Raw genomic sequence first — 20,143 nt, 5'->3', positions numbered from 1 at the left:
AAGGGCCTGCCTGCGACGCATCGTCGCAGGCAGTGCCGGGGTTACTTGCCGCAGTCGTCGATGTCGCTCTGGTCCATCGTCGCGTACGGCTGGAAGGCCGGCAGCGCGGCGGCCAGCGCCTGCTGCCTGGCCATCATGCCGGGCAGCAGCCCGCACAGCCTCTGGGCCTGATCCTCGATCTTCCTGGCTTCTTCATTCACGCGCGCCTCAATGCCCTGGGTGTCGCCGGAGAACATGCCTTTGATCGCTTCGCCGGCCGCCTTCACGCCCAGATTGGCACCGGCCACGCCGATTTCCATGCCGGCGTTGGCGAGCTGCTCGACCTGCTTGCGGTAGTCCAGCAGCAGCGCCCGCTGGTGGGCGTCCACGGTGACCGCCTTGCCGTCGGTGAGCAGGTCGCCCTGGGGGCTGATCTCCGCCTTCGGGGTCTTCCCGTTGGCGATGGAAATGTTGCCCTGGCTGATCTCCCGGCGGGCCTTCTCGGTGGCCTCCTGCACGGTCTTGCCGATGCCATCGGTATCCAGCGCGCTGGTCGCCGGGGCGGCGGCGCTCTGGTCGGCGGGCGCCTTGCCCTTGCCACTGTCGGGGGCGGTACAGGCTGCGATCGGCAGGCACAACAGCAGGGCAGGCAGCAGCAGTCGAGTCGTCATGATGCGTATCCGTCAGAGGAGAAGAGAGGCTTACTTGCCGCGCGGCAGTTCAACCCGGCCGCGCACGTTGCTGTGGCGGATATCGCCGCTGCCGCTGTTGGCCACGCGCAGGTCGCCGCCGACATCGCGCGCGGTGACATCGCCCGACCCATGACGGTCGACGGTGACGCTGCCGCCGATATCGCGCAGGTCGGTGTCGCCGGAGCCGACGGTGCCGACGCGCACGTTGCCCTTGGCTTTGCGCACATCGGTATCCCCGGAGCCGACCACGCCGATCTCGACGTTGCCACCGACCGTATCCAGCTCGAAGTCGCCCGAGCCGATCGTGCCGACCTTGGCGTCCCCGCGGATGTTGCGGGCCTTGAAATCGCCCGAACCGACCGAGAGCAGGTTCAGCGCACCGGCACCGTCGAGGATGACATCGCCCGAGCCGACCGCTGCGGTCACCAGGCCTTTGATCTCCTGAAGCTTGATGTCACCCGAGCCGACGTCCGCGCTCAGCGAGTGCGCACCGGTGACGCTGGCATCGCCCGAGCCGACCTTGAGCTGGACCAGGATCGAGTCCGGTACTGTGCCGCGCATGTCCAGGTAGGCATAGCTGCTGCCGCTGATGGTGAGCGTGTTGCGGGCGTCGCGCTGCAGGCGGACGACGAGCTTGTCGCCGACCTTCTGCTGGGTCACGGTCAGTTCGCGCAGCCAATCCGCGTTGGAGGCGCAGGCGCGCCCCCCGAGCTGGGCCGCGCCCGGGCCAGCCTGCAGCACCAGATCGTGCTGGTTCACTTCGAACACCACCGCCTTGGCGCCGGCCAGGTCGAGCTTCAGGTCACGGGCTTCGTTGAACGTGCACTGCGGCTCATTGGCGAGCGCGGTCAGCGGCAGCAACAGCAGGGAAGCAACAGCGAGCGTGCGGATCATGGGCGGTTCCTCGATGAAGGGCAGGGATCAGATTTCGCCGGCGCGGCGGCGCAGGCGGATGGCCAGGAACAGGAACACCACGCCGACGGCGGCACCGATCCACAGTTCCGGCATCGCGAAGGCAGCCAGTTGGTGGCTCGGGCCCAGTTCGTTGACCAGGTTGTCCATGTTGCCGTTGCCGCTGAACATCGACTCGCCGCGGTAGAACTGGTCGCTGGCCGGGACCGCGCTGAGCAGCAGGCGGCCCACGATGTGCTTCCAGAACCAGCCGCCGGTCAGGTCGAACAGGGTCATCAGCTTGGTGGTGCTGACGATGATGCCGGCGAACAGCGGCAGCATCACCGCCCACAGGAACGGCTTGGTCTTGGCCCAGGCCGAGCACAGCAGCAGCCAGCCAACGGTCGGCAGGGCCCAGAGCAGGTAGACCGGGATCCAGGACAGGTGACCGGCGAGAATGGTCAGCGGGCTGGCCGGACCCCAGATCAGCAGCATCGGATCGCCGCCGTGGGCGATCACCACGATCGAGATCATCACCAGGAAGCCGAACATGGTCAGGGCCGAGGCGATCACCGCGATGAGCGGGGAGATCAGCAGCGCACTCACGGCCTTGGACAGGACGGTGGACGTATCCGACAGCGGCAATGACTTCCAGAACAGGATGCTGCGGTCGCGACGGTCGTCGTACAGGGCGCCCAGGCAGTAGAAGAACACCACGAAGGCGAGCACGATCAGCGGCCAGCCCGAGCTCAGGATCAGGGTCAGATCCAGGCCGTTGGCCAGGTCATGCAGGTTCTTGGCATCGAGCTTGCTGGTCAGCAGACTCAGGTCCAGGCCGTTGATGCTGACGTTTTCGTCGTTGAGGTGGAGGCCGCCGCTCTTGACCGCACGGTGCATGGCCACCAGGCCGAACACGATGCCGAGCAGGCTCATCACCAGCGAGATGCCACCGGCGATCACCGGCGCATACAGGAACCCGCCGCGGTTTTCCCAGTACTCACGCTTGAGCAGCCACTTGAACGAGCTGGCCTTGCTGATGGGGTGGTTGACGGTGTTCATGCGTAGGTTCCCTTCATGATGGCCACGAACAGATCCGCCAGCCCCGGGCTGCGGATTTCGCCCAAGGGCGTGAGCTGGGCGCGTGGCACCCCGTCGAACAGCAGCACGGTCTTGCCGAAGGGCAGGGCGCGTTCGTCGATCGGCTTGAGTGCGCGCGCGGCCTCGACGGCATCGGCCGACACCAGCACTTCGGTATAGCGCTCGCCGATGTCTTCCATATCGGTGGTGAGCACGATGCGGCCATCACGGATGAACATCACATCGGTGAGGATGTGCTCGATCTCTTCCACTTGGTGGGTGGTGACGATGATCGTCTTCTGCTCATCGAAGTAGTCCTCCAGCAGACGCTGGTAGAACTCCTTGCGGTACAGGATGTCCAGGCCCAGGGTCGGCTCGTCCAGCACCAGCACCTTGGCATCGATGGCCATCACCAGGGCCAGGTGCAGCTGCACGATCATGCCCTTGGACAGTTCGCGCACGCGCTGCTTGGGATGCAGCTTGGTGGAGGCCAGGAAGCGCTCGCAGCGCGCCCGGTCGAAACGCGGATGGGTGCCGGCGACGAAATCGATGGCCTCGCGCACCTTCATCCAGCGCGGCAGCACCGCCACGTCGGCGATGAAGCACACATCGTTCATCAGGGCGTTGCGCTGCTCGGTCGGGTCCAGCCCGAGCACGCGCAGCTCGCCTTCCACCGAGGTCAGGCCGAGCAGCGCCTTGAGCAGGGTGGTCTTGCCGGCGCCGTTGGGGCCGATCAGCCCGGTGATGCGGCCGGGTGCGATCGTGAAACTGGTGTTGTCCAGCGCCACGGTCTGTTTGTAGGCCTTGCGCAGGCCTCGAGCGGAAATGACGACATCACTTGCAACGGCATTCATGAGGATTTCCCCTGGGGCAGCAATTCGTCGAGGTTCAGGCCGAGGCGTTGGATGCGCTCCAGGACCAGCGGCCATTCTTCATTGAGAAACCGGTCGCGCTCGCTGCTGCGCAGCTGCGTGGCCGCTTCCTCGGTCATGAACATGCCCAGGCCGCGGCGCTTTTCGACCAGGCCTTCATCAGCCAGTTCCTGGTAGGCGCGCGATACGGTGATGGGGTTGAGCTGGTACTCGGCGGCAACCTGCCGGACCGAAGGCAGGGCATCGCCGGGCTTGATGATGCCGTCAAGCATCATGGCGATCACCCGCTCTTTCAGCTGGCGGTAGATCGGAGCACCATCGCTCCATTGAATATCGCTCATGGTCAGCTCCGTGGGTTCAGCGACTGCGCGAATGAGAAGTAAGGCATGGACAGGGAGCTGTGCAGCCGGCGGGGGGGCGTGGGGGCGCCGTTGGCGGTCCCTGCCTCGATGACGCCTGCGTCCTGCGGGCCTTCAAACACATCGGCGCTGGCAGGGCTGCCAGCGTCACCGGAGGGGATGCCGAACCAGCCGAGCAGGAGCAACGCCGAGGCGGCGGTGACGGCTTTGGCGGCGTGGCGGTGGCGCATGCGGTTCATGGGCTTCCCCTGTCTAGGTGACTGGTGTTGTATGCAACTATAACACCGGCACGCCGAAGATCAACAGGGGGCGATACCCAACTGATGGCAGGGGCGGCATGACCGCGTTCGAAATATCCCAAGTCATTGAATATAAACAATATGTTCTCAGTGTGCGGCGTCGAACTGCGCCAGCGCACATTCATTGATGTCAATGGTATGGCAAGCCACCAGCGCATTCAGGCAATCATATGCGGATGTCAGCCGCCGCGGCTGACATCGCCAGATGCGACAAAGCAGCCCTGAATGGGATCGACCCGCGCCCTGCATGTGGCGCTGCGACCGCGTTGCTGGTGGGCGCCCGAAACCGGCGGACCGGCGGCGTCCGGCGGCAAAAACACCGGTGATATAGTGCCGCCGCAGCCTTGGCAGCCCTTGCCAGGCCCGTTCACCCCCTCGTTGTCCCCACTTTGGAGTGTCGCGATGCACCACGTGTCTCTGCTGTCGTCTGTCCGTCGCGACCGCGCGCCGCGCCGGGCGCGTTGGTCCCTGCTGTTGCTGGCGGCCGGCCTGCTGGTGGGCGCGTCGGCCCAGGCGGCCGATCTGCTGGATGTGAGCTACCGCCCGCTGGCCGGGAAGGGCGAGGTCAACCTGGCCAAGCAGTACGGCGGCAAGGTGCTGCTGGTGGTCAACACCGCCAGCAAGTGCGGTTTCACCCCGCAGTACGAGGGTCTGGAGGCGTTGCAGCGCAAGTACGCCGCGCGTGGTTTCTCGGTGCTTGGCTTCCCTTCCAACGACTTCAAGGGGCAGGAGCCGGGCAACGAGACCCAGATCCAGGAGTTCTGCACGCTGACCTACGGCGTGAAGTTCCCTATGTTCCAGAAGGTGGTGGTGACCGGGCCGGACGCGACGCCGCTGTATCGCAGTCTCGCCACCGCCACGGGCGTGTCCCCGGGCTGGAACTTCCACAAGTATCTGATCAGCCGCGACGGCCGGGTGGTGGCGCAGTTCCCGAGCAAGGTCACGCCGGACGATCCGAAGCTGGTGGCGGCGATCGAACGTGAACTCTCTGTCACCGCCAACAAGCGCTGACGATATCGACATCTCGGACGCGCGTGCGACAATGGTTGCTTTCGCGCCGACGTCGGCGTCCAGTCACTTCCAGGAATGCAGCGAATGAAGATGGGAATGCGCGGCGCCGCGGCGTCGGTTCTGATTCTGGCGATGGGTGCCACCGGTACCGCGATGTCGCAACAACCAGCCGCCCGCGCGGCTGTCAAGGAGACTTCCACTTTGAACACCCAACGGGAAAAGCTCGGCTACGCCATCGGTATCGATGTGGCCAATTCGTTCGGTCCGATTTCCAGCGAGATCGACCTGGCCGCCCTGCGCCGCGGTGTGACCAATGCCTTTGAAGGCAAGCAGCCGCTCATCAGCCAGGAAGAGGCGCAGAAGACCGATGCCGCCCTGCGCCAGGCCGTGATGGCCAAGAGCGGCCAGCCGGTTCCGGGCGTTGCGCCGGGCACCGCGCCGCCGAAGGTGGACCGTGAAAAGGTCGGCCTGATGCTGGGCGGCTTCGCCGTGGGCCCGTCGCTGGCACCGCTGAAGGACGATCTGGACCTGGACGCGCTGTTCGATGCGGTCAGCACCACCTTCAACAATGGCACCCCGAAGATGACGGCCGAGCAGGCCAAGGCCACGCTGGAAGGCTTCATGAAGGGCAAGCAGGCTGAAATGGACGCCAAGTCCGCCGCCCAGGCCGGTACCAACCGGGTGGATGGCAACAACTTCCTGGCCAAGAACAAGACCGCGCCGGGCGTGGTGACCACCGCCTCGGGTCTGCAGTACCAGGTGCTGCGCCCGGGTTCGGGTGAGCGCCCGATGCCGACCAGCAAGGTGCGCGTGAACTACGAAGGCAAGCTGCTCGACGGCACCGTGTTCGACAGCAGCTACCAGCGCGGCCAGCCGATCGAGTTCGGTCTGGACCAGGTGATCAAGGGCTGGTCCGAAGGCGTTTCGCTGATGCCGACCGGCTCGAAGTACCGCTTCTGGATTCCGGGCGAGCTGGCCTATGGCGAGCAGGGCACCCCGGGCGGCCCGATCGGTCCGAACGCGACGCTGACGTTCGACGTCGAGCTGCTGAACGTTCTGCCGTAACGGATCTGGAGCACCACCGCCCATGCGCGTTGCGATTTTCGGTACCGGCTACGTCGGTCTTGTCACGGGTACCTGCCTGGCCGAGGTTGGCCACCAGGTGATCTGTGTCGATATCGACCAGGCCAAGGTCGACGGCCTCAACAACGGGATCATCCCGATCTATGAGCCCGGCCTGGAACCGATGGTCAAGGCCAACCACGATGCGTCGCGGTTGACCTTCACCTCCGACGCCGCCGCCGCGATCGCGCATGGCCAGGTGATCTTCATTGCCGTGGGCACGCCACCGGACGAGGACGGCAGTGCCGACCTGCAGTACGTGCTGGCCGTGGCCCGCACCATCGGCCGGCACATCACCGTGCCGGTGGTGGTGGTGAACAAATCGACCGTGCCGGTTGGCACGGCCGACAAAGTCCGTGAGGCCATCGCGCAGGCGCTGGCCGAGCGCGGCGTGGAGATCGCGTTCGACGTGGTCTCCAACCCCGAATTCCTCAAGGAAGGTGACGCGGTCGCCGACTGCATGCGGCCCGACCGCATCGTGGTGGGCGCGTCCAATCCCGAATCGGTCGCGCTGATGCGCCGCCTGTATGCGCCGTTCAATCGCAATCACGACCGCGTGGTGGAGATGGACGTGCGCTCGGCGGAGCTGACCAAGTACGCGGCCAACGCGATGCTGGCGACCAAGATTTCGTTCATGAACGAAATCGCCAATATCGCCGAGAAGGTCGGTGCCGACATCGAGCAGGTCCGTCAGGGCATCGGCTCGGATCCGCGCATCGGCTGGCACTTCATCTATCCCGGCGCCGGCTACGGCGGCTCGTGCTTCCCCAAGGATGTGCAGGCCCTGGCCCGGACCGCCCAGCAGCATGGCCATGAGCCGAAGCTGTTGAACGCGGTGGAAGCCGTCAACGAGCACCAGAAGGGCCATCTGTACGCCCTGATCCAGCGCCACTACGACCGTGGCGAGGATGAAGGCGTGCGGGGCAAGACCTTCGCGGTGTGGGGCCTGGCGTTCAAGCCCAACACCGATGACATGCGTGAAGCCTCCAGCCGCCGCCTGCTGGCGCAGCTGTGGGAGGCGGGGGCGCAGGTGCGCGCCTACGATCCGGAAGCGACCGAAGAAGCGCGCCGCATTTTCGGCGAGCGCGATGATCTGGTGTTCTGCGACAACGCGTACGACGCCCTCGAGGGCGCCGATGCGCTGGTCGTGGTGACCGAATGGAAGCAGTTCCGCAGCCCGGATTTCGTCCGCCTGCGCGAGATGCTCAACGATGCGGTCGTGTTTGACGGCCGCAATCTGTACGACCCGCAGGACATCGAAGCCGCGGGCCTGGCTTACTACGGCATTGGCCGGGGACGTTCGTTGAATGCATGAGTCCACACCCTCCGAGCGCGAACAGGCACTGGAAGCACGCCTGATCGAGCTGGAAATGCGCGTCTCCTTCCAGGAGCAGGCGTTGGCCGAACTGAGCGAGGCCCTGGCCGATGCGCGCATGGAAGGCAACCGCAATGCCGACCTGACCCGTATCCTGCTCGAAGACCTCGGCAAGGTCCGCACCGCGTTGTATTCCGATTCGGCCGAAGAGCCGCCGCCTCCGCATTACTGATCTGACGTCATGAGCGATACTCTCCGCGACCAGCTGCTGGGCCTTGGCTTCAAAGCCGCGCCCAAACCCGAACGAACCAACGACCGCAAGCCGGATCGTCGACCCGACGCGCGCCGTGACGGCCGCCCGGCCGGCAAGCCGCAGGGCGCACGCCCGGCCGGCAAGCCCGGCGAGGGCCAGCGCCCCGCCCGCGACGGCGACCGCCGCCCGCAGGGCAAGGGCCGCCCCGCCGGTGCCCGCCCGCCGCAGGGCGCACCCGGCAAACCGCGCTCGCGCGAGGACATCGACCTCGCCAAGGCGTATGCGATCCGCGCGCAGAAGGAAAAAGACGACCGCATCGAGGCCGAGCGCCTGAAGCAGGAAGAAGCGCGTCTGCGTCGCGAAGCCAAGGCCAAGCTGGAGGTCCTGCTGGAAGGCAAGTCGCTCAACGCTGAAGCGGCCGACATCGCGCGCCACTTCCCCTATGGCGGCAAGATCAAGCGCATCTACGTCACCGCCGATCAGCTCAAGGCACTCAATGCCGGCGAGCTCGGCGTGCTGCAGCAGAACGGCCGCTATGTGCTGGTGACTGCCGCGGTGCTGGCCGACGCCGAAGCGGTGTTCGCACCGTCGGTGGCGCTGAAGGTCGATCCGGATGCGCCGGCCGGTGAAGATCCGTATGCCGATCCGCAGTACCAGGTGCCCGACGACCTGGTCTGGTAAGCCAACGCAACCATTGTTGAACGCACTGGGCGCCGTCAGGCGCCCGTTGCATGTCAGGAGCAGGGCCATGCAGGAACGCAGTCCCGGGTATTTCCCGCATATCGATGGCCTGCGTGCGATCGCCGTGCTGGCGGTCATCCTCTATCACCTCAAGGCGAGCTGGTTGCCGGGTGGCTTCACTGGCGTGGATGTGTTCTTCGTCATCTCCGGTTTCGTGGTCAGCGCCTCGGTGGATCGCCTGCCGGCGGTCGGCGGCTGGGCCGGGCTGGCACGCTTCTATGCGCGCCGCATGCGTCGCATCGCGCCGGCACTGGTGGTCTGCCTGCTGGTAACGGCGATGCTCAGCGCGTTGCTGATTCCCGAATCCTGGCTCAGCGAGACCAGCGACAAGACCGGCCGGATGGCGTTCTTCGGGCTGAGCAACTGGGTGCTGGCCAGCACCGGCAACGACTACTTCTCGCCGCGCACCGAGTTCAATCCGTACACGCATACCTGGTCGCTGGGTGTGGAAGAGCAGTTCTACCTGCTGTTCCCGCTGTTGTTCCTGGCGTGGGCCAGAGGCCCGCGCGGGCGCTGGCTGTCGCTGGGCCTGTTCGGCGTGGCAACCGTGGCATCGCTGGGCTACGCGGTGTTCCGTGCGCGGCAGGGCGGCCATGAGATCGATGCGTTCTACCTGACCACCACCCGCTTCTGGCAGCTGGGCGCTGGCGTGCTGCTGTTCCAGCTATTGTCCCTGAGCGGCCGGTTCACGCCGCCACCGGCTCCGCCGCGCGGTATCAGCTGGCGCTCGCCGCTGCTGGTGCTGAGCCTTGCGGCGCTGGGCTATGGGTTGTGGGCGGCACGGCCGGGGCATTCGCCGTGGATCGATGGGCTGTGGCCGGTGGTGGGCACGCTGGGGTTGCTGGGCCTGCTGCAGCGCTCACCCGGGGGCTGGGTCGGGCGCGCGCTGGCGACCACGCCGATGGTGACGATCGGTCGGCTGTCCTACTCGCTGTACCTGTGGCACTGGCCGGTCTTCGTGCTGTTCCGCTGGACGGTGGGCCTGGAGACGGTGGCCACCGGCAGCGCCGCGCTGCTGTGCGTGGCACTGTTGTCCTGGCTGTCGTGGCGCTGGGTGGAACAGCCCCTGCGGCATGGGGCACGCTGGCGCGTCAGCAACGCGCGCTGGGTCGTGGTCGGGCTGGGCGTACTGGTGCTCGGCGCCGGCCTGCAGTCGGCGCTGGTCAAGACCCAGCAGTACACCTCGCTCAGTGTGGTCAGCCGTGCCCCGCTGGACTGGTACCCGTATGCCAAGGGGCTGAAGAAGGAAATCCCGGACTGCCGCGTGCGGGTCAGCAACGTGCCGGTGCTGGGCGGGCAGGCGCGTCTGTATGAGCGTGGTGAGTGCCCGGGACGCACCGCATCCACCCGCCAACTGTTCGTGGCCGGTGATTCGCATGCGCTGGCCTACCACGAAATGTTGCAGCGCCTGGTTGTGCGGGATGGAGCGCCGATCCGCCTGTATGGCAGCGGAGGGTGCGCGCTGGTTGGGCTGCGCGCCTGGCAGGGGCCCAATCCGGCCTGCGAGGCCTATGCGCGCAATGTGCTGGACGATATCCAGGCGCGTGCGCAGCCGGGCGATGTGGTGCTGTTGGCAGGGCTGCGGCTGCCGCGCCTGTCTGAGCAGTACGCACTGTTCGATGTCGCGCAGGTTCGCGCCGACCATCTGAGCGAGGCGGCCAATGCAGGCCGCACCGCCGAAATCGCGCACTGGATCGAGCAGCTCAGGCCGCTGGCCGATCGCGGTGTTCACATCGTGCTGGAAGCGCCCAAACCCGTGCTGCCAGCGCCCCCGTACCGGTGCTCGGATGTGTTCAACCGCCACAACCCGATCTGCGCCAACGGCATGACCGTGCCGCGCAGCGAGATCGAGCAGTTGCGTGCCCCGGTATTGGCCGGCCTGCAGCAGGTGGCTGCAGGTCTGCCCGGCGCGTCGATCTGGGATCCGATGCCGTTGCTGTGCCCCGGCGAGCAATGCCTGCCGACCCGTGAGGGCAAGCCGCTGTTCTTCGATGGTGACCATCTCAGCGGCTATGGCAATCGTCTGCTGCTGCCTGATTTCCAGGCGCAGTTGGAGCGGTGGGAGACGACGGCGCCCGCCGTCGCCCCCTGAATCACACCGCCCGCGATCAGTCGCAGGTAGCCGTGTCTGCAGCGGCTTCGATCGGCCCGGCGACTTCCTGGCCCGCCTGCCAGACCGCGCCAATGCGCTGCGTGTTGGCGATATCCACCAGCGGATCGGCATCGAGCACCAGCAGGTCGGCGCGCTTGCCGGCGGCAATGCGGCCGCGGTCGGTCTGCCCCAGCAATGCCGCCGCTTGCGTGGTGGCGACCTGCAAGGCTTCGGAGGGCGTCAGCCCGGCCTCCACCAACAGCTGCAGTTCCCGGTGTTCGGCCACGCCGATCACCCGTTGCGGCATCGCGCCTGCATCGGTGCCGAAGCCAAGCTTCACCCCGGCCGCATACAGGCGGCGCACGTTGTCCAGATTGGTCGCGACCGCCTTGCGTGCGGCCGGTATGCCATCGCTGGCCAGCTGGCTGCGCTGCCACTCCGGCTGCGACCAGCGCGCCAGCACATCGGCGTGCAGTGCCTGGCGCAGGAAGGGCTGCTGCAATGCCAGCGGATGCTCGGCATACCCGTAGTTGGCCTCGTCGATGGCGATGGTGGGGATGTACCAGGTGCCCTGGTCGCGCATCTTCCGCGCCAGCATCGGGTCCACCGCGCGGTCGCGGATACCGTGGGCGAGGATGTCGACGTTGGCATCGACCAGGTCGCGGGCCTGCTCGAGATCGTGGATGTGGGCGGCGACCTTGAGCCCGCGCCCATGCGCTTCGGCGATGGCCGCGCGGTAGACCTCCGGGGTCATCATCGGACGCTTGCCGCCGAGATCATCGACCCACAGCTTGATCAGATCCACGCCATCGGCGTGCTGGATGGCCACGGCCGCGCGCGCCTGCTCGGCGTTGCGCGGCCGTGCCACCGGGTCATGGCGCAGACCCATGGTATCTGCCGGGGGTGCGCCATCCGGGGCGCCGATACCGCCGCCGGCGCCATACAGCTGCGCACCCAGGCCGGGATCGGCGTTCACCGCTTGGCGGATGGCGAAAAAGTCCGCGCCGTTCATGCCCAGCGCCGTCACCGTGGTGATGCCGTAGCGCTGGAACTGGCGCAGGTCACGCACCACGTTGTCATGGGTGTAGAAACGGTCGCCGTGCTCCAGCCCCTGCGTGTTGCCAACATGGGCATGGTCGCTGACCAGGCCGGGCAACAGGGTCTTGCCGGTGTAATCGATGCGGCGCGCACCGGTGGCGGCCGCCGGCAGCGGCGTGCCGACATGCACGATCCGCGCGCCGTCGATCAGCACCGGTGTGATGCCGAGGTCGCGCGTGCCATCGAAGACACGGGCATTGTCGAACAGGATCGGCTCGGCTGCGGCAGGCAGGGCGGTGGTGGCGGCAAGCAGCAGCGCCCACAGGCGGGTCGGTCGCATCGGCGGCTCCAGTCAGGGGGAGCCTTGAGCCTACCCCATCCGGGGGATCAGGTTGCCGGCCACTGGCCGGCATTACCGGCAGCGGATGATCAGCGCGTGCGCGCGCGCAGCAGCGGCAGGCTGATCGCGAAGAAGCACAGCAAGGCGCCGGCCAACGCAAACCCGCTGCCCGCGAGGAACGCGGTACGGCCCTGATCGATCGGCCACAACTGGCCCGCGATCAGCGCGCCGAGCACGCCGCCCACCCCGGAGGAGAAGCCGTACAACAAGCCCTGGCCATGGCCGTTGAGGCGCCCGGGGAAGTAGGTGGCCAGCATCTGCATCGCGGCGGCGAAGAAGGCGGCGAAGCCCAGTGCATGCGCGGTCTGGGCGACCAGCATCACCGGCAGGTTCTCCGGGAACAGCGCGGTGACCGCCCAGCGCACGGTGGAACTGAGCAGGGCGATCAGCAGCATCCAGCTGGCGTCATAGCGCCGGAAGAAGCGCCCGATGGTGAAGAACACGCCCACTTCGAACACCACCCCGACCGTCCACAGCACGCCCAGGGTGGAGGTCGCATAGCCGTGGTGATCCATGTAGACCGAAAAGAACGTGTAGTACGGGCCGAACGACAGCTGCTCCATGAACGCGGCCAGGAAGAACGCCAGCACCTGCGGCTTGCGCACGATCGCCCAGAAGCCACTGGCATCGCCGTCAGTGCGCTGCAGGTTGCGTGCGTAGTGGTTGGCAAAGCCCGAGGCGGTCAGCAGGCCGAACAGCGGCAGCATCAACCACGGCAGCAGATGCGCGTTGCCGGCACCGCCGTCGCCTTCGATGATCCAGCCGAACAGCATCACCACGGCGATGAAGCCCAGCGAGCCCCAGACCCGGATCAGCCCATAGCGATGGCTGTCGCTGCCCAGGTGCGTCAACGTGATCGATTCGAACTGCGGCATCACCGCGTTGTAGAAGAAGCAGAACGCGATCATCGCCGGGTACAGCCACGGCTGCGGCAATGGCAGCAGGAACGCGCAGAAGGTCAGCAGGGTGAGCACGCAGCCCAGCCGCAGCCAGAAGATCGGGCGCGGCGAGGCGGCGGCGAGGGAGGTCCAGGTGGTGGGGGCCACGATGCGGGTGGCGTACCAGATGCCCATCATCACGCTGATCGCGGTCACGCTCATGCCACGCGAGGTCAGGAACAACGACCAGTACGGCGTGAACGCGCCCAGGGCGGCGTAATAGAACAGGTAGAACGACGACAGGCGGACGGCCGGTACGGCGTCGCGGGGGAGGGCGGTCATGCAGGGTCTCGGAGGGCGTGCACCCGCCAACAGTGGGTGCCTACCCGTGCATTATGCCGGTAGCACCCGACCGTGGGTCGGGCAAACGAACGACACCGTCAATCCATCACGCCGGTAGCACCCGACCGTTGGTCGGGTGACGCGGTCATTCCGGATCGTAATCCAGGTTCGAGGCCAGCCAGCGCTCGGCCTGCACGCGGTCCACGCCTTTGCGCTTGGCATAGTCGACCACCTGCTCACGGGTGACCCGGCCGACCACGAAATACTGGCTCTGCGGGTGGCTGAAGTAATAGCCCGACACCGCCGCGGTGGGCAGCATCGCAAAGCTCTCGGTCAGCTGCATGTCCGCGTTGCGCTCGGCATCCAGCAAGCGGAACAGCGTGGCCTTCTCGCTGTGTTCCGGGCAGGCCGGATAGCCCGGGGCAGGACGGATGCCGGCGTACTTTTCGGCGATCAGCGATTCGTTGTCCAGCTGCTCATCGGGCTGGTAGCCCCAGTAATCCATGCGCACGTGCTGGTGCAGGCGCTCGGCCAGCGCTTCGGCCAGGCGGTCGGCCAGCGCCTTGAGCAGGATCGCGTTGTAATCGTCGTGGTCGGCCTCGAAGCGGGCCACGTGCGGGTCGATGCCGATGCCGGCGGTGACCGCGAACGCGCCGATCCAATCCTGCTTGCCGCTGTCGGCCGGGGCGATGAAATCGGCCAGGCAGAAATCCGGGCGTTCGACCGGCTTGTCCACCTGCTGGCGCAGGAAGTGCAGCACGGCCGGGCCGTTGTCGGTGCGCAGGTGCACGTCATCGCCGACGCTGTTGGCTGGCCACACGCCGAACACGGCCTTGGCGGTCAGCCACTTCTCCTCGACGATGCGGGTGAGCATCGCGCGGGCGTCCTGGTACAGATCGGTGGCCTGCGGGCCGACGATCTCATCGGTCAGGATCGCCGGGAACTTGCCGGCCAGTTCCCAGGCCTGGAAGAACGGGGTCCAGTCGATCACATCGACCAGGTCGGCCAGTGGGTAATCGTCGAGCACATGCAGGCCCGGCTTGCGCGGCGCCGGTGGTGTGTAGTTGCCCCAGTCGCCCACGAACCGCTGGGCGCGTGCCTTGGCGAGGGTGACCAACCGCTTGGCGTCGCCGCGGTTGCGGTGGCGTTGGCGGATGTCGGCGTAGTCGGCCTCGTTGGCGGCCACGAAGGCATCGCGCAGCTCACGCGAGATCAGCGATTGCGCCACGCCGACCGCGCGCGAGGCATCCTTCACCCACACCGTGGGCGCCTTGTAATGCGGGTCGATCTTCAGCGCGGTGTGCGCGCGCGAGGTGGTCGCACCGCCGATCATCAGCGGCATGGTGAAGCCCTGGCGCTCCATCTCGCGGGCGACGTGGCTCATCTCTTCCAGCGAGGGCGTGATCAGGCCGGACAGGCCGATGATGTCGGCGTTCTCGGCGCGCGCGGCGTCCAGGATCTTCTGCGCCGGGACCATCACGCCCAGATCGACCACGTCGAAATTGTTGCAGGCCAGGACCACACCGACGATGTTCTTGCCGATGTCGTGCACATCACCCTTGACCGTGGCCATGATGATCTTGCCGTTGCTCTTGGCGGTGTCGCCGCTGCGGGCCTTTTCCGCCTCGATGTACGGCAGCAGGTAGGCCACCGCCTTCTTCATCACGCGTGCGGATTTGACCACCTGCGGCAGGAACATCTTGCCGGCGCCAAACAGGTCGCCCACGATGTTCATGCCGTCCATCAGCGGCCCTTCGATCACATCCAGCGGACGGGTCGAACGCGCACGCGCCTCTTCGGTGTCCTGCTCGACCCACGCATCCATGCCGTGCACCAGCGCATGGGCAAGGCGGTCATTGACCGGCTTCTCGCGCCAGGCCAGGTCTTCGCCGCGCACTTCGCCCTTCTTGCCCTTGTAGCGCTCGGCGATCTCCAGCAGGCGCTCGGTGCCATCGCTGCGGCGGTTGAGGATCACATCCTCAACGCGCTCGCGCAGCTCGGCGTCGAGATCATCGTAGATCGGCATCGCGCCGGCGTTGACGATGCCCATGTCCATGCCCGCGCCGATGGCATGGAACAGGAACACCGAGTGGATCGCCTGGCGCACGGTTTCATTGCCGCGGAAGGAGAACGACACGTTGGAGACGCCGCCGGAGACATGGCAGTGCGGCAACGTCCGCTTGATGATGCGGGTGGCTTCGATGAAGTCGACCGCGTAGTTGTCGTGTTCTTCGATGCCGGTGGCGACGGCGAAGATGTTCGGGTCGAAGATGATGTCCTGTGGCGGGAAGCCGACCTGCTCGGTCAGGACCCGGTAGGCGCGGGTGCAGATCTCGACCTTGCGCGCGCACGTATCGGCCTGACCTTCTTCATCGAAGGCCATCACCACGGCCGCTGCGCCGTAACGCAGTACCTTGCGCGCCTGTTCGATGAACTGCGCTTCGCCTTCCTTGAGCGAGATCGAGTTGACCACGCTCTTGCCCTGCAGGCACTTCAGCCCCGCTTCGATCACGCTCCACTTGGAGGAGTCGACCATCACCGGAATCCGGGCGATGTCCGGCTCGGACATGATCAGGTTGAGGTAGCGCGTCATCGCCTTTTCGGAATCGATCAGGCCCTCGTCCATGTTGACGTCGAGAATCTGCGCGCCGTTGGCGACCTGCTGGCGCGCCACTTCCACCGCTTCCTCGTAGCGCTCTTCCTTGACCAGCTTGCGGAACTGCGCGCTGCCGGTGACGTTGGTGCGCTCACCGATGTTGACGAACAGCAGGTCCGGAGTGATGACCAGCGGCTCGAGACCGGACAGGCGGGTGTGGCGGGAAGACGTCATGGGCAGGCGGGCACGGGCTGGCGGAGGAAGGTCAACGACAACGGGAGCGTGGGGCGGATGCGGTCATGCCGCGTCTTCCAGCGGTGGTGCGGGCAGGCGGCGCGGCGGCAGATCCGCCACCGCTTCGGCGATGGCACGGATGTGTGCCGGGGTGGTGCCGCAGCAGCCGCCCACCAGGTTGAGCAGACCGGCGCTGGCGAATTCGCGCAGCGTGGTGGCCATTTCTTCCGGGGTTTCGTCGTACTCACCGAACGCATTGGGCAGGCCGGCATTGGGATGCGCGCTGACCAGACACTGGGCCACCGTGGACAAGGTTTCCACGTGGGGCCGCATGTCGCTGGCACCGAGCGCGCAGTTCAGCCCGATCGACAGCGGCCGGCCGTGCGCGACCGAGGCGTAGAACGCCTCTGCCGTCTGCCCGGACAACGTGCGCCCGGAGGCATCGGTGATGGTGCCGGAGATCATCACCGGCAGCCGCCCGCCGCGGGCATCGAACACTTCTTCGATGGCGAACAGCGCGGCTTTGGCGTTGAGCGTGTCGAAGATGGTTTCCACCATCAGGGTGTCGGCACCGCCGTCGATCAGCCCATCGATGGCCTCGCGGTAGGTCTCGCGCAGCGCATCGAAGCTGGTGTTGCGGAAGCCGGGATCGTTCACGTCCGGGCTGATCGACGCGGTGCGGCTGGTCGGGCCGAGTACGCCGATCACGAAGCGCGGCTTGCCCGGCGTGGTCGTCGCGACCGCATCGCAGCAGGCGCGCGCTACTGCGGCACCGGCTTTGTTGAGCTCGTAGACCAGGTGTTCAAGGTGATAGTCGGCCTGGCTGACCGAGGTCGCGTTGAACGTATTGGTCTCGACCAGATCGGCGCCGGCTTCCAGGTACGCGGTATGGATGCCGCCGATCACCTCCGGGCGGGTCAACAACAGCAGGTCGTTGTTGCCCTTGAGGTCATGTCCCTGCGGCGTGTCGCCGGGCGCGACATGGTCGCAGCCGGGCCCGTGCTGGTGGTCGTAACCGCCGGCGAAGCGCGCGCCGCGGTAATCGTCCTCTTCCAGCCCATGCCGCTGGATCATCGTGCCCATGGCGCCATCGATGATCAGGATGCGCTGGGCCAGCGCCGTTTCCAGCGCGTGCACGCGGTCGGGGTGGAGCCAGGGCAGGGATGGCATGGGCAGACCTCAGGGCTTGCTGGCGATCAGCGAAATGACTTCGAAATGCGGCGGGCGCTTCTCGCGGGTCACGGTTTCCAGGCTGGAGACGACCAGGCCGGCCTTCTCCACGAACTTGCGCAGTTCCTTGTCGCTGAAGCCGAGGTTGACGTGGCCATAGGCATCCACGGCCGCACGGTGCTCGTGACGGGCCAGGCTGCACAGCAGCAGGCGACCGCCCGGGCGCAGCACGCGCGCACCCTCGGCGACGGCCTGGGCCGGCTTGGCCGCATAGGTCAGTGCGTGCATCAGCACCACCAGGTCGAAGCTCTGGTCGGGGAAGGGCAGGGCATGCATATCGCCTTCGCGCACTTCCACGTTGGCCAGCCGGCGCAGGCGCTCGCTGGCGGCGGCGACCACGCGCGCGCTGGTGTCGATACAGATGTAGCGCTTGGCGTGCGGCGCCACAAGCTCGGCCAGCACGCCGTCACCGGAGGCGATGTCGAGCACGTCACCGGTTTCCAGCAACGGCAGGGCGGTGCGTGCCAGCGCCTCCCAGGTGCGGCCCGGGGAATAATGGCGTTCCATGTCGCCGGCGACGCTGTCGGCCCAGTTCTGGTCCGCCGCACGGCTGGCCATGACGGCAGCAACGCGTTCAGCATCCTGGCGCAGCAGCGGGTCGTCGCTGCCGGTGCTCAGGGCATGCCACAATGCGCGCTGCGCCGGATCCAGCGCGGCGTCATCGAAGCGGTAATACGCCGAGACGCCGGAGCGACGGTCGCGTACCAGGCCGGCTTCCTTGAGTCGGGCCAGGTGGGTGGACACCCGCGGCTGCGCCAGCGTGGTGATGGCCGACAGCTCGGCCACGGTGAGTTCTTCCTGTTCCAGCAGCGCCAGCAGGCGCACCCGGGTGGCGTCGGCAAACACTTTCAGCCGGACGGACCAGTCCTCGAGATCCATAAATATCTACCTATCGCGATATAGAGATATTTTCGTCCTTTGGCGGCGGTGCGGTCAAGTCAGGCGTGCTTTCCCCGCCCCCCGGTACAATCGCCCGACCGGGCCGCGCGCACTGTGGCCCTTATCACTCTGTACCCGGGAGGGTGTTGTGGATTTCAGCTTTACCGAAGAGCAGTTGATGCTGCAGGACGTTGCGCGCCGAATCGCGCAGGAAAAAATCGCGCCCAGCGCCGAACACCACGACCGCACCGGCGAGTTCCCGCTGGAGAACATCCGCCTGCTGGGCGAGAACGGTCTGATGGGCATTGAAGTGCCCGAAGCCTACGGCGGTGCGGGCATGGACCCGATCGCCTACGTCCTGGCGATGGTGGAGGTCGCCGCCGGAGACGCTGCGCATTCGACGATCATGTCGGTCAACAACTCGCTGTTCTGCAACGGCATCCTGACCCACGGCAGCGAAGCGCAGAAACAGAAGTATGTGCGCGCCATCGCCGAGGGCGAGGCCATCGGCGCGTTCGCGCTGACCGAGCCGCAGTCCGGGTCAGATGCGACGGCCATGCGCTGCCGCGCGGTCAAGCAGGCCGACGGCACCTACGTGATCAACGGCAAGAAGAGCTGGATCACCTCCGGCCCGGTGGCCAAGTACATCGTGCTGTTTGCGATGACCGATCCGGAACAGGGCGCGCGTGGCATCACCGCCTTCATGATCGACACCGACAAGGCCGGCTTCCATCGCGGCAAGACCGAGCCGAAGCTGGGCATCCGTGCCTCGGCCACCTGCGAAATCGAGTTCCAGGATTACGTGGCGGACGCCGATGACGTGCTGGGCAAGGAAGGCGAGGGCTTCAAGATCGCCATGGGCGTGCTCGACGCCGGCCGTATCGGCATCGCCTCGCAGGCGATCGGCATCGCCCGCGCGGCGTACGAAGCGACGATCGAGTACGTGAAGGACCGCAAGGCTTTCGGCGCGGCGATCGGCACCTTCCAGATGACCCAGGCCAAGATCGCCGACATGAAGTGCAAGCTGGACGCAGCGCTGCTGCTGACGCTGCGCGCGGCGTGGGTGAAGGGGCAGGGCAAGCGCTTCAGCAACGAAGCAGCGATCGCCAAGCTGACCGCCTCGGAAGCGGCGATGTGGATCACCCACCAGGCCGTGCAGATCCACGGCGGCATGGGCTACTCCAAGGAAATGCCGCTGGAGCGTTACTTCCGTGATGCGAAGATCACCGAAATCTACGAGGGCACCTCGGAGATCCAGCGTCTGGTGATCGCGCGCAACGAGACCGGTCTGCGCTGAGAGTGCGGGGCCACGGCCATCGGTCGTGGCCTGCCCGGTAGGTGCCGACCGTTGGTCGGCACGCGGGTGAGGCAGAATGTGCCCTCGTTTTTTGCCGGACATCCCCATGCTGATTTACCGAGGCGCAGGTTTCCTGACCCTGCTCACCCCCATCGCCACCTTGCTGCTGCTGATGTGGCTGTGGCCCGACCCTGCCGTTGCCAAGGGCAATACCTCACTGACCCAGTTGCTGATCGGATTCGGCATTGGCGCGGCAATCAATGTCGTGCTCGGCCTGGTGCTCAACCGCGGCCCGCGCGCGAAGGGCGAGCCTGCCCGCCATCATTTCTTCTACCTGCCGATGCAGTGGCCGTCGCTGGCGATCGTGGTCGCCTGCGCGGCGGTGGCGCTGCTGCGCTGAGCGGTAGTGCCGGCCGCTGGCCGGCAACCAGGCGGTGCATGTAGGACAGGGTAGTGCCGGCCGCTGGCCGGCAACCAGGCGGTGCATGTAGGACAGGGCAGTGCCGGCCGCTGGCCGGCAACCAGGCGGCCCTTCCCGGGCAACCG

Annotated in this window: 18 protein-coding genes and 1 pseudogene; 8 read left to right on the top strand and 11 right to left on the bottom strand. The window is 66.6% G+C overall.

Annotated elements, in window-relative coordinates; genetic code table 11:
• Positions 1-41: 41 nt before the first annotated feature.
• From ABE422_RS18135 to ABE422_RS18110, 6 genes are read right to left on the bottom strand one after another with little or no spacing between them, the layout of a single operon-like run.
• The gene (locus ABE422_RS18135) at positions 42-650 is read right to left on the bottom strand and encodes a DUF2884 family protein (RefSeq protein WP_346483452.1); all 609 of its coding nucleotides are present in this window, start codon (positions 648-650) and stop codon (positions 42-44) included.
• 30 nt (positions 651-680) lie between these two features.
• Complete coding sequence (locus ABE422_RS18130) at positions 681-1,565, bottom strand: hypothetical protein (RefSeq protein ID WP_313212780.1); 885 nt, start codon at positions 1,563-1,565, stop codon at positions 681-683.
• Positions 1,566-1,592: 27 nt separating this feature from the next.
• The gene (locus tag ABE422_RS18125) at positions 1,593-2,621 is read right to left on the bottom strand and encodes a hypothetical protein (protein ID WP_346483451.1); all 1,029 of its coding nucleotides are present in this window, start codon (positions 2,619-2,621) and stop codon (positions 1,593-1,595) included.
• The gene (locus ABE422_RS18120; RefSeq protein ID WP_121037935.1) at positions 2,618-3,493 is read right to left on the bottom strand and encodes an ABC transporter ATP-binding protein; all 876 of its coding nucleotides are present in this window, start codon (positions 3,491-3,493) and stop codon (positions 2,618-2,620) included. The genes ABE422_RS18125 and ABE422_RS18120 overlap by 4 nt, the downstream gene beginning before the upstream one ends.
• Positions 3,490-3,852, bottom strand: coding sequence for a GntR family transcriptional regulator (locus tag ABE422_RS18115; RefSeq protein ID WP_019185943.1), 363 nt, complete (start codon positions 3,850-3,852; stop codon positions 3,490-3,492). The genes ABE422_RS18120 and ABE422_RS18115 overlap by 4 nt, the downstream gene beginning before the upstream one ends.
• Before the next feature lie 2 nt (positions 3,853-3,854).
• A complete protein-coding gene (locus tag ABE422_RS18110) occupies positions 3,855-4,109 on the bottom strand; it encodes a hypothetical protein (protein ID WP_282262813.1) in 255 nt (84 codons plus the stop codon).
• 462 nt (positions 4,110-4,571) lie between these two features.
• Here ABE422_RS18110 and ABE422_RS18105 point away from each other — a divergent pair, with 462 nt between their 5' ends.
• The 6 genes from ABE422_RS18105 to ABE422_RS18080 all read left to right on the top strand — a co-directional run bounded on the left by ABE422_RS18105 (position 4,572) and on the right by ABE422_RS18080 (position 10,703).
• The gene (locus tag ABE422_RS18105) at positions 4,572-5,180 is read left to right on the top strand and encodes a glutathione peroxidase (RefSeq protein ID WP_346483450.1); all 609 of its coding nucleotides are present in this window, start codon (positions 4,572-4,574) and stop codon (positions 5,178-5,180) included.
• An 84-nt stretch (positions 5,181-5,264) separates the two neighbouring features.
• Positions 5,265-6,245, top strand: coding sequence for an FKBP-type peptidyl-prolyl cis-trans isomerase (locus tag ABE422_RS18100; protein WP_313212775.1), 981 nt, complete (start codon positions 5,265-5,267; stop codon positions 6,243-6,245).
• Between the two features lie 22 nt (positions 6,246-6,267).
• Positions 6,268-7,617 carry a UDP-glucose/GDP-mannose dehydrogenase family protein gene (locus tag ABE422_RS18095; RefSeq protein WP_313212774.1) on the top strand — a complete coding sequence of 450 codons (1,350 nt, stop codon included), beginning with the start codon at positions 6,268-6,270 and terminating at the stop codon, positions 7,615-7,617.
• Positions 7,610-7,849, top strand: a complete 240-nt coding sequence (locus tag ABE422_RS18090; protein WP_019185948.1) for a SlyX family protein — start codon at positions 7,610-7,612, stop codon at positions 7,847-7,849. Before ABE422_RS18095 ends, ABE422_RS18090 begins: the two co-directional genes overlap by 8 nt.
• 9 nt (positions 7,850-7,858) lie before the next feature.
• A complete protein-coding gene (locus tag ABE422_RS18085; RefSeq protein WP_346483449.1) occupies positions 7,859-8,551 on the top strand; it encodes a DUF2058 family protein in 693 nt (230 codons plus the stop codon).
• 67 nt (positions 8,552-8,618) lie between these two features.
• Positions 8,619-10,703: an acyltransferase family protein gene (locus ABE422_RS18080; RefSeq protein ID WP_346483448.1), complete on the top strand. Its 2,085-nt coding sequence runs from the start codon at positions 8,619-8,621 to the stop codon at positions 10,701-10,703.
• A gap of 16 nt (positions 10,704-10,719) precedes the next feature.
• Here ABE422_RS18080 and ABE422_RS18075 read toward each other — a convergent pair whose 3' ends face one another.
• From ABE422_RS18075 to ABE422_RS18055, 5 genes and pseudogenes are all read right to left on the bottom strand, one after another.
• Positions 10,720-12,081, bottom strand: coding sequence for an amidohydrolase family protein (locus ABE422_RS18075; protein ID WP_346483447.1), 1,362 nt, complete (start codon positions 12,079-12,081; stop codon positions 10,720-10,722).
• 89 nt (positions 12,082-12,170) lie between these two features.
• Positions 12,171-13,361, bottom strand: coding sequence for an MFS transporter (locus tag ABE422_RS18070; RefSeq protein WP_346462680.1), 1,191 nt, complete (start codon positions 13,359-13,361; stop codon positions 12,171-12,173).
• A 145-nt stretch (positions 13,362-13,506) separates the two neighbouring features.
• A pseudogene (gene metH / locus ABE422_RS18065) lies at positions 13,507-16,221 on the bottom strand (methionine synthase); the annotation flags it as partial.
• A gap of 33 nt (positions 16,222-16,254) precedes the next feature.
• Positions 16,255-17,361, bottom strand: coding sequence for a homocysteine S-methyltransferase family protein (locus ABE422_RS18060; RefSeq protein WP_346483446.1), 1,107 nt, complete (start codon positions 17,359-17,361; stop codon positions 16,255-16,257).
• A 9-nt stretch (positions 17,362-17,370) separates the two neighbouring features.
• Entirely contained in the window at positions 17,371-18,300 is a 930-nt protein-coding gene (locus tag ABE422_RS18055; RefSeq protein WP_121037902.1) for a metalloregulator ArsR/SmtB family transcription factor, read from the bottom strand.
• Between the two features lie 148 nt (positions 18,301-18,448).
• On the opposite strand from ABE422_RS18055, the gene ABE422_RS18050 reads away from it, so the two are divergent.
• Both ABE422_RS18050 and ABE422_RS18045 read left to right on the top strand, forming a co-directional pair.
• Complete coding sequence (locus tag ABE422_RS18050) at positions 18,449-19,597, top strand: acyl-CoA dehydrogenase family protein (RefSeq protein ID WP_313210656.1); 1,149 nt, start codon at positions 18,449-18,451, stop codon at positions 19,595-19,597.
• A gap of 106 nt (positions 19,598-19,703) precedes the next feature.
• Positions 19,704-19,997: a hypothetical protein gene (locus ABE422_RS18045; protein ID WP_346462679.1), complete on the top strand. Its 294-nt coding sequence runs from the start codon at positions 19,704-19,706 to the stop codon at positions 19,995-19,997.
• The last annotated feature ends 146 nt before the right edge of the window (positions 19,998-20,143 follow it).

It is taken from the genome of Stenotrophomonas sp. TWI1151, from assembly GCF_039673135.1.
Lineage (GTDB): Bacteria > Pseudomonadota > Gammaproteobacteria > Xanthomonadales > Xanthomonadaceae > Stenotrophomonas.
The sequence above is the reverse complement of the archived record's forward strand: the minus strand, read 5'-3'. Positions and strand labels throughout refer to the sequence as shown.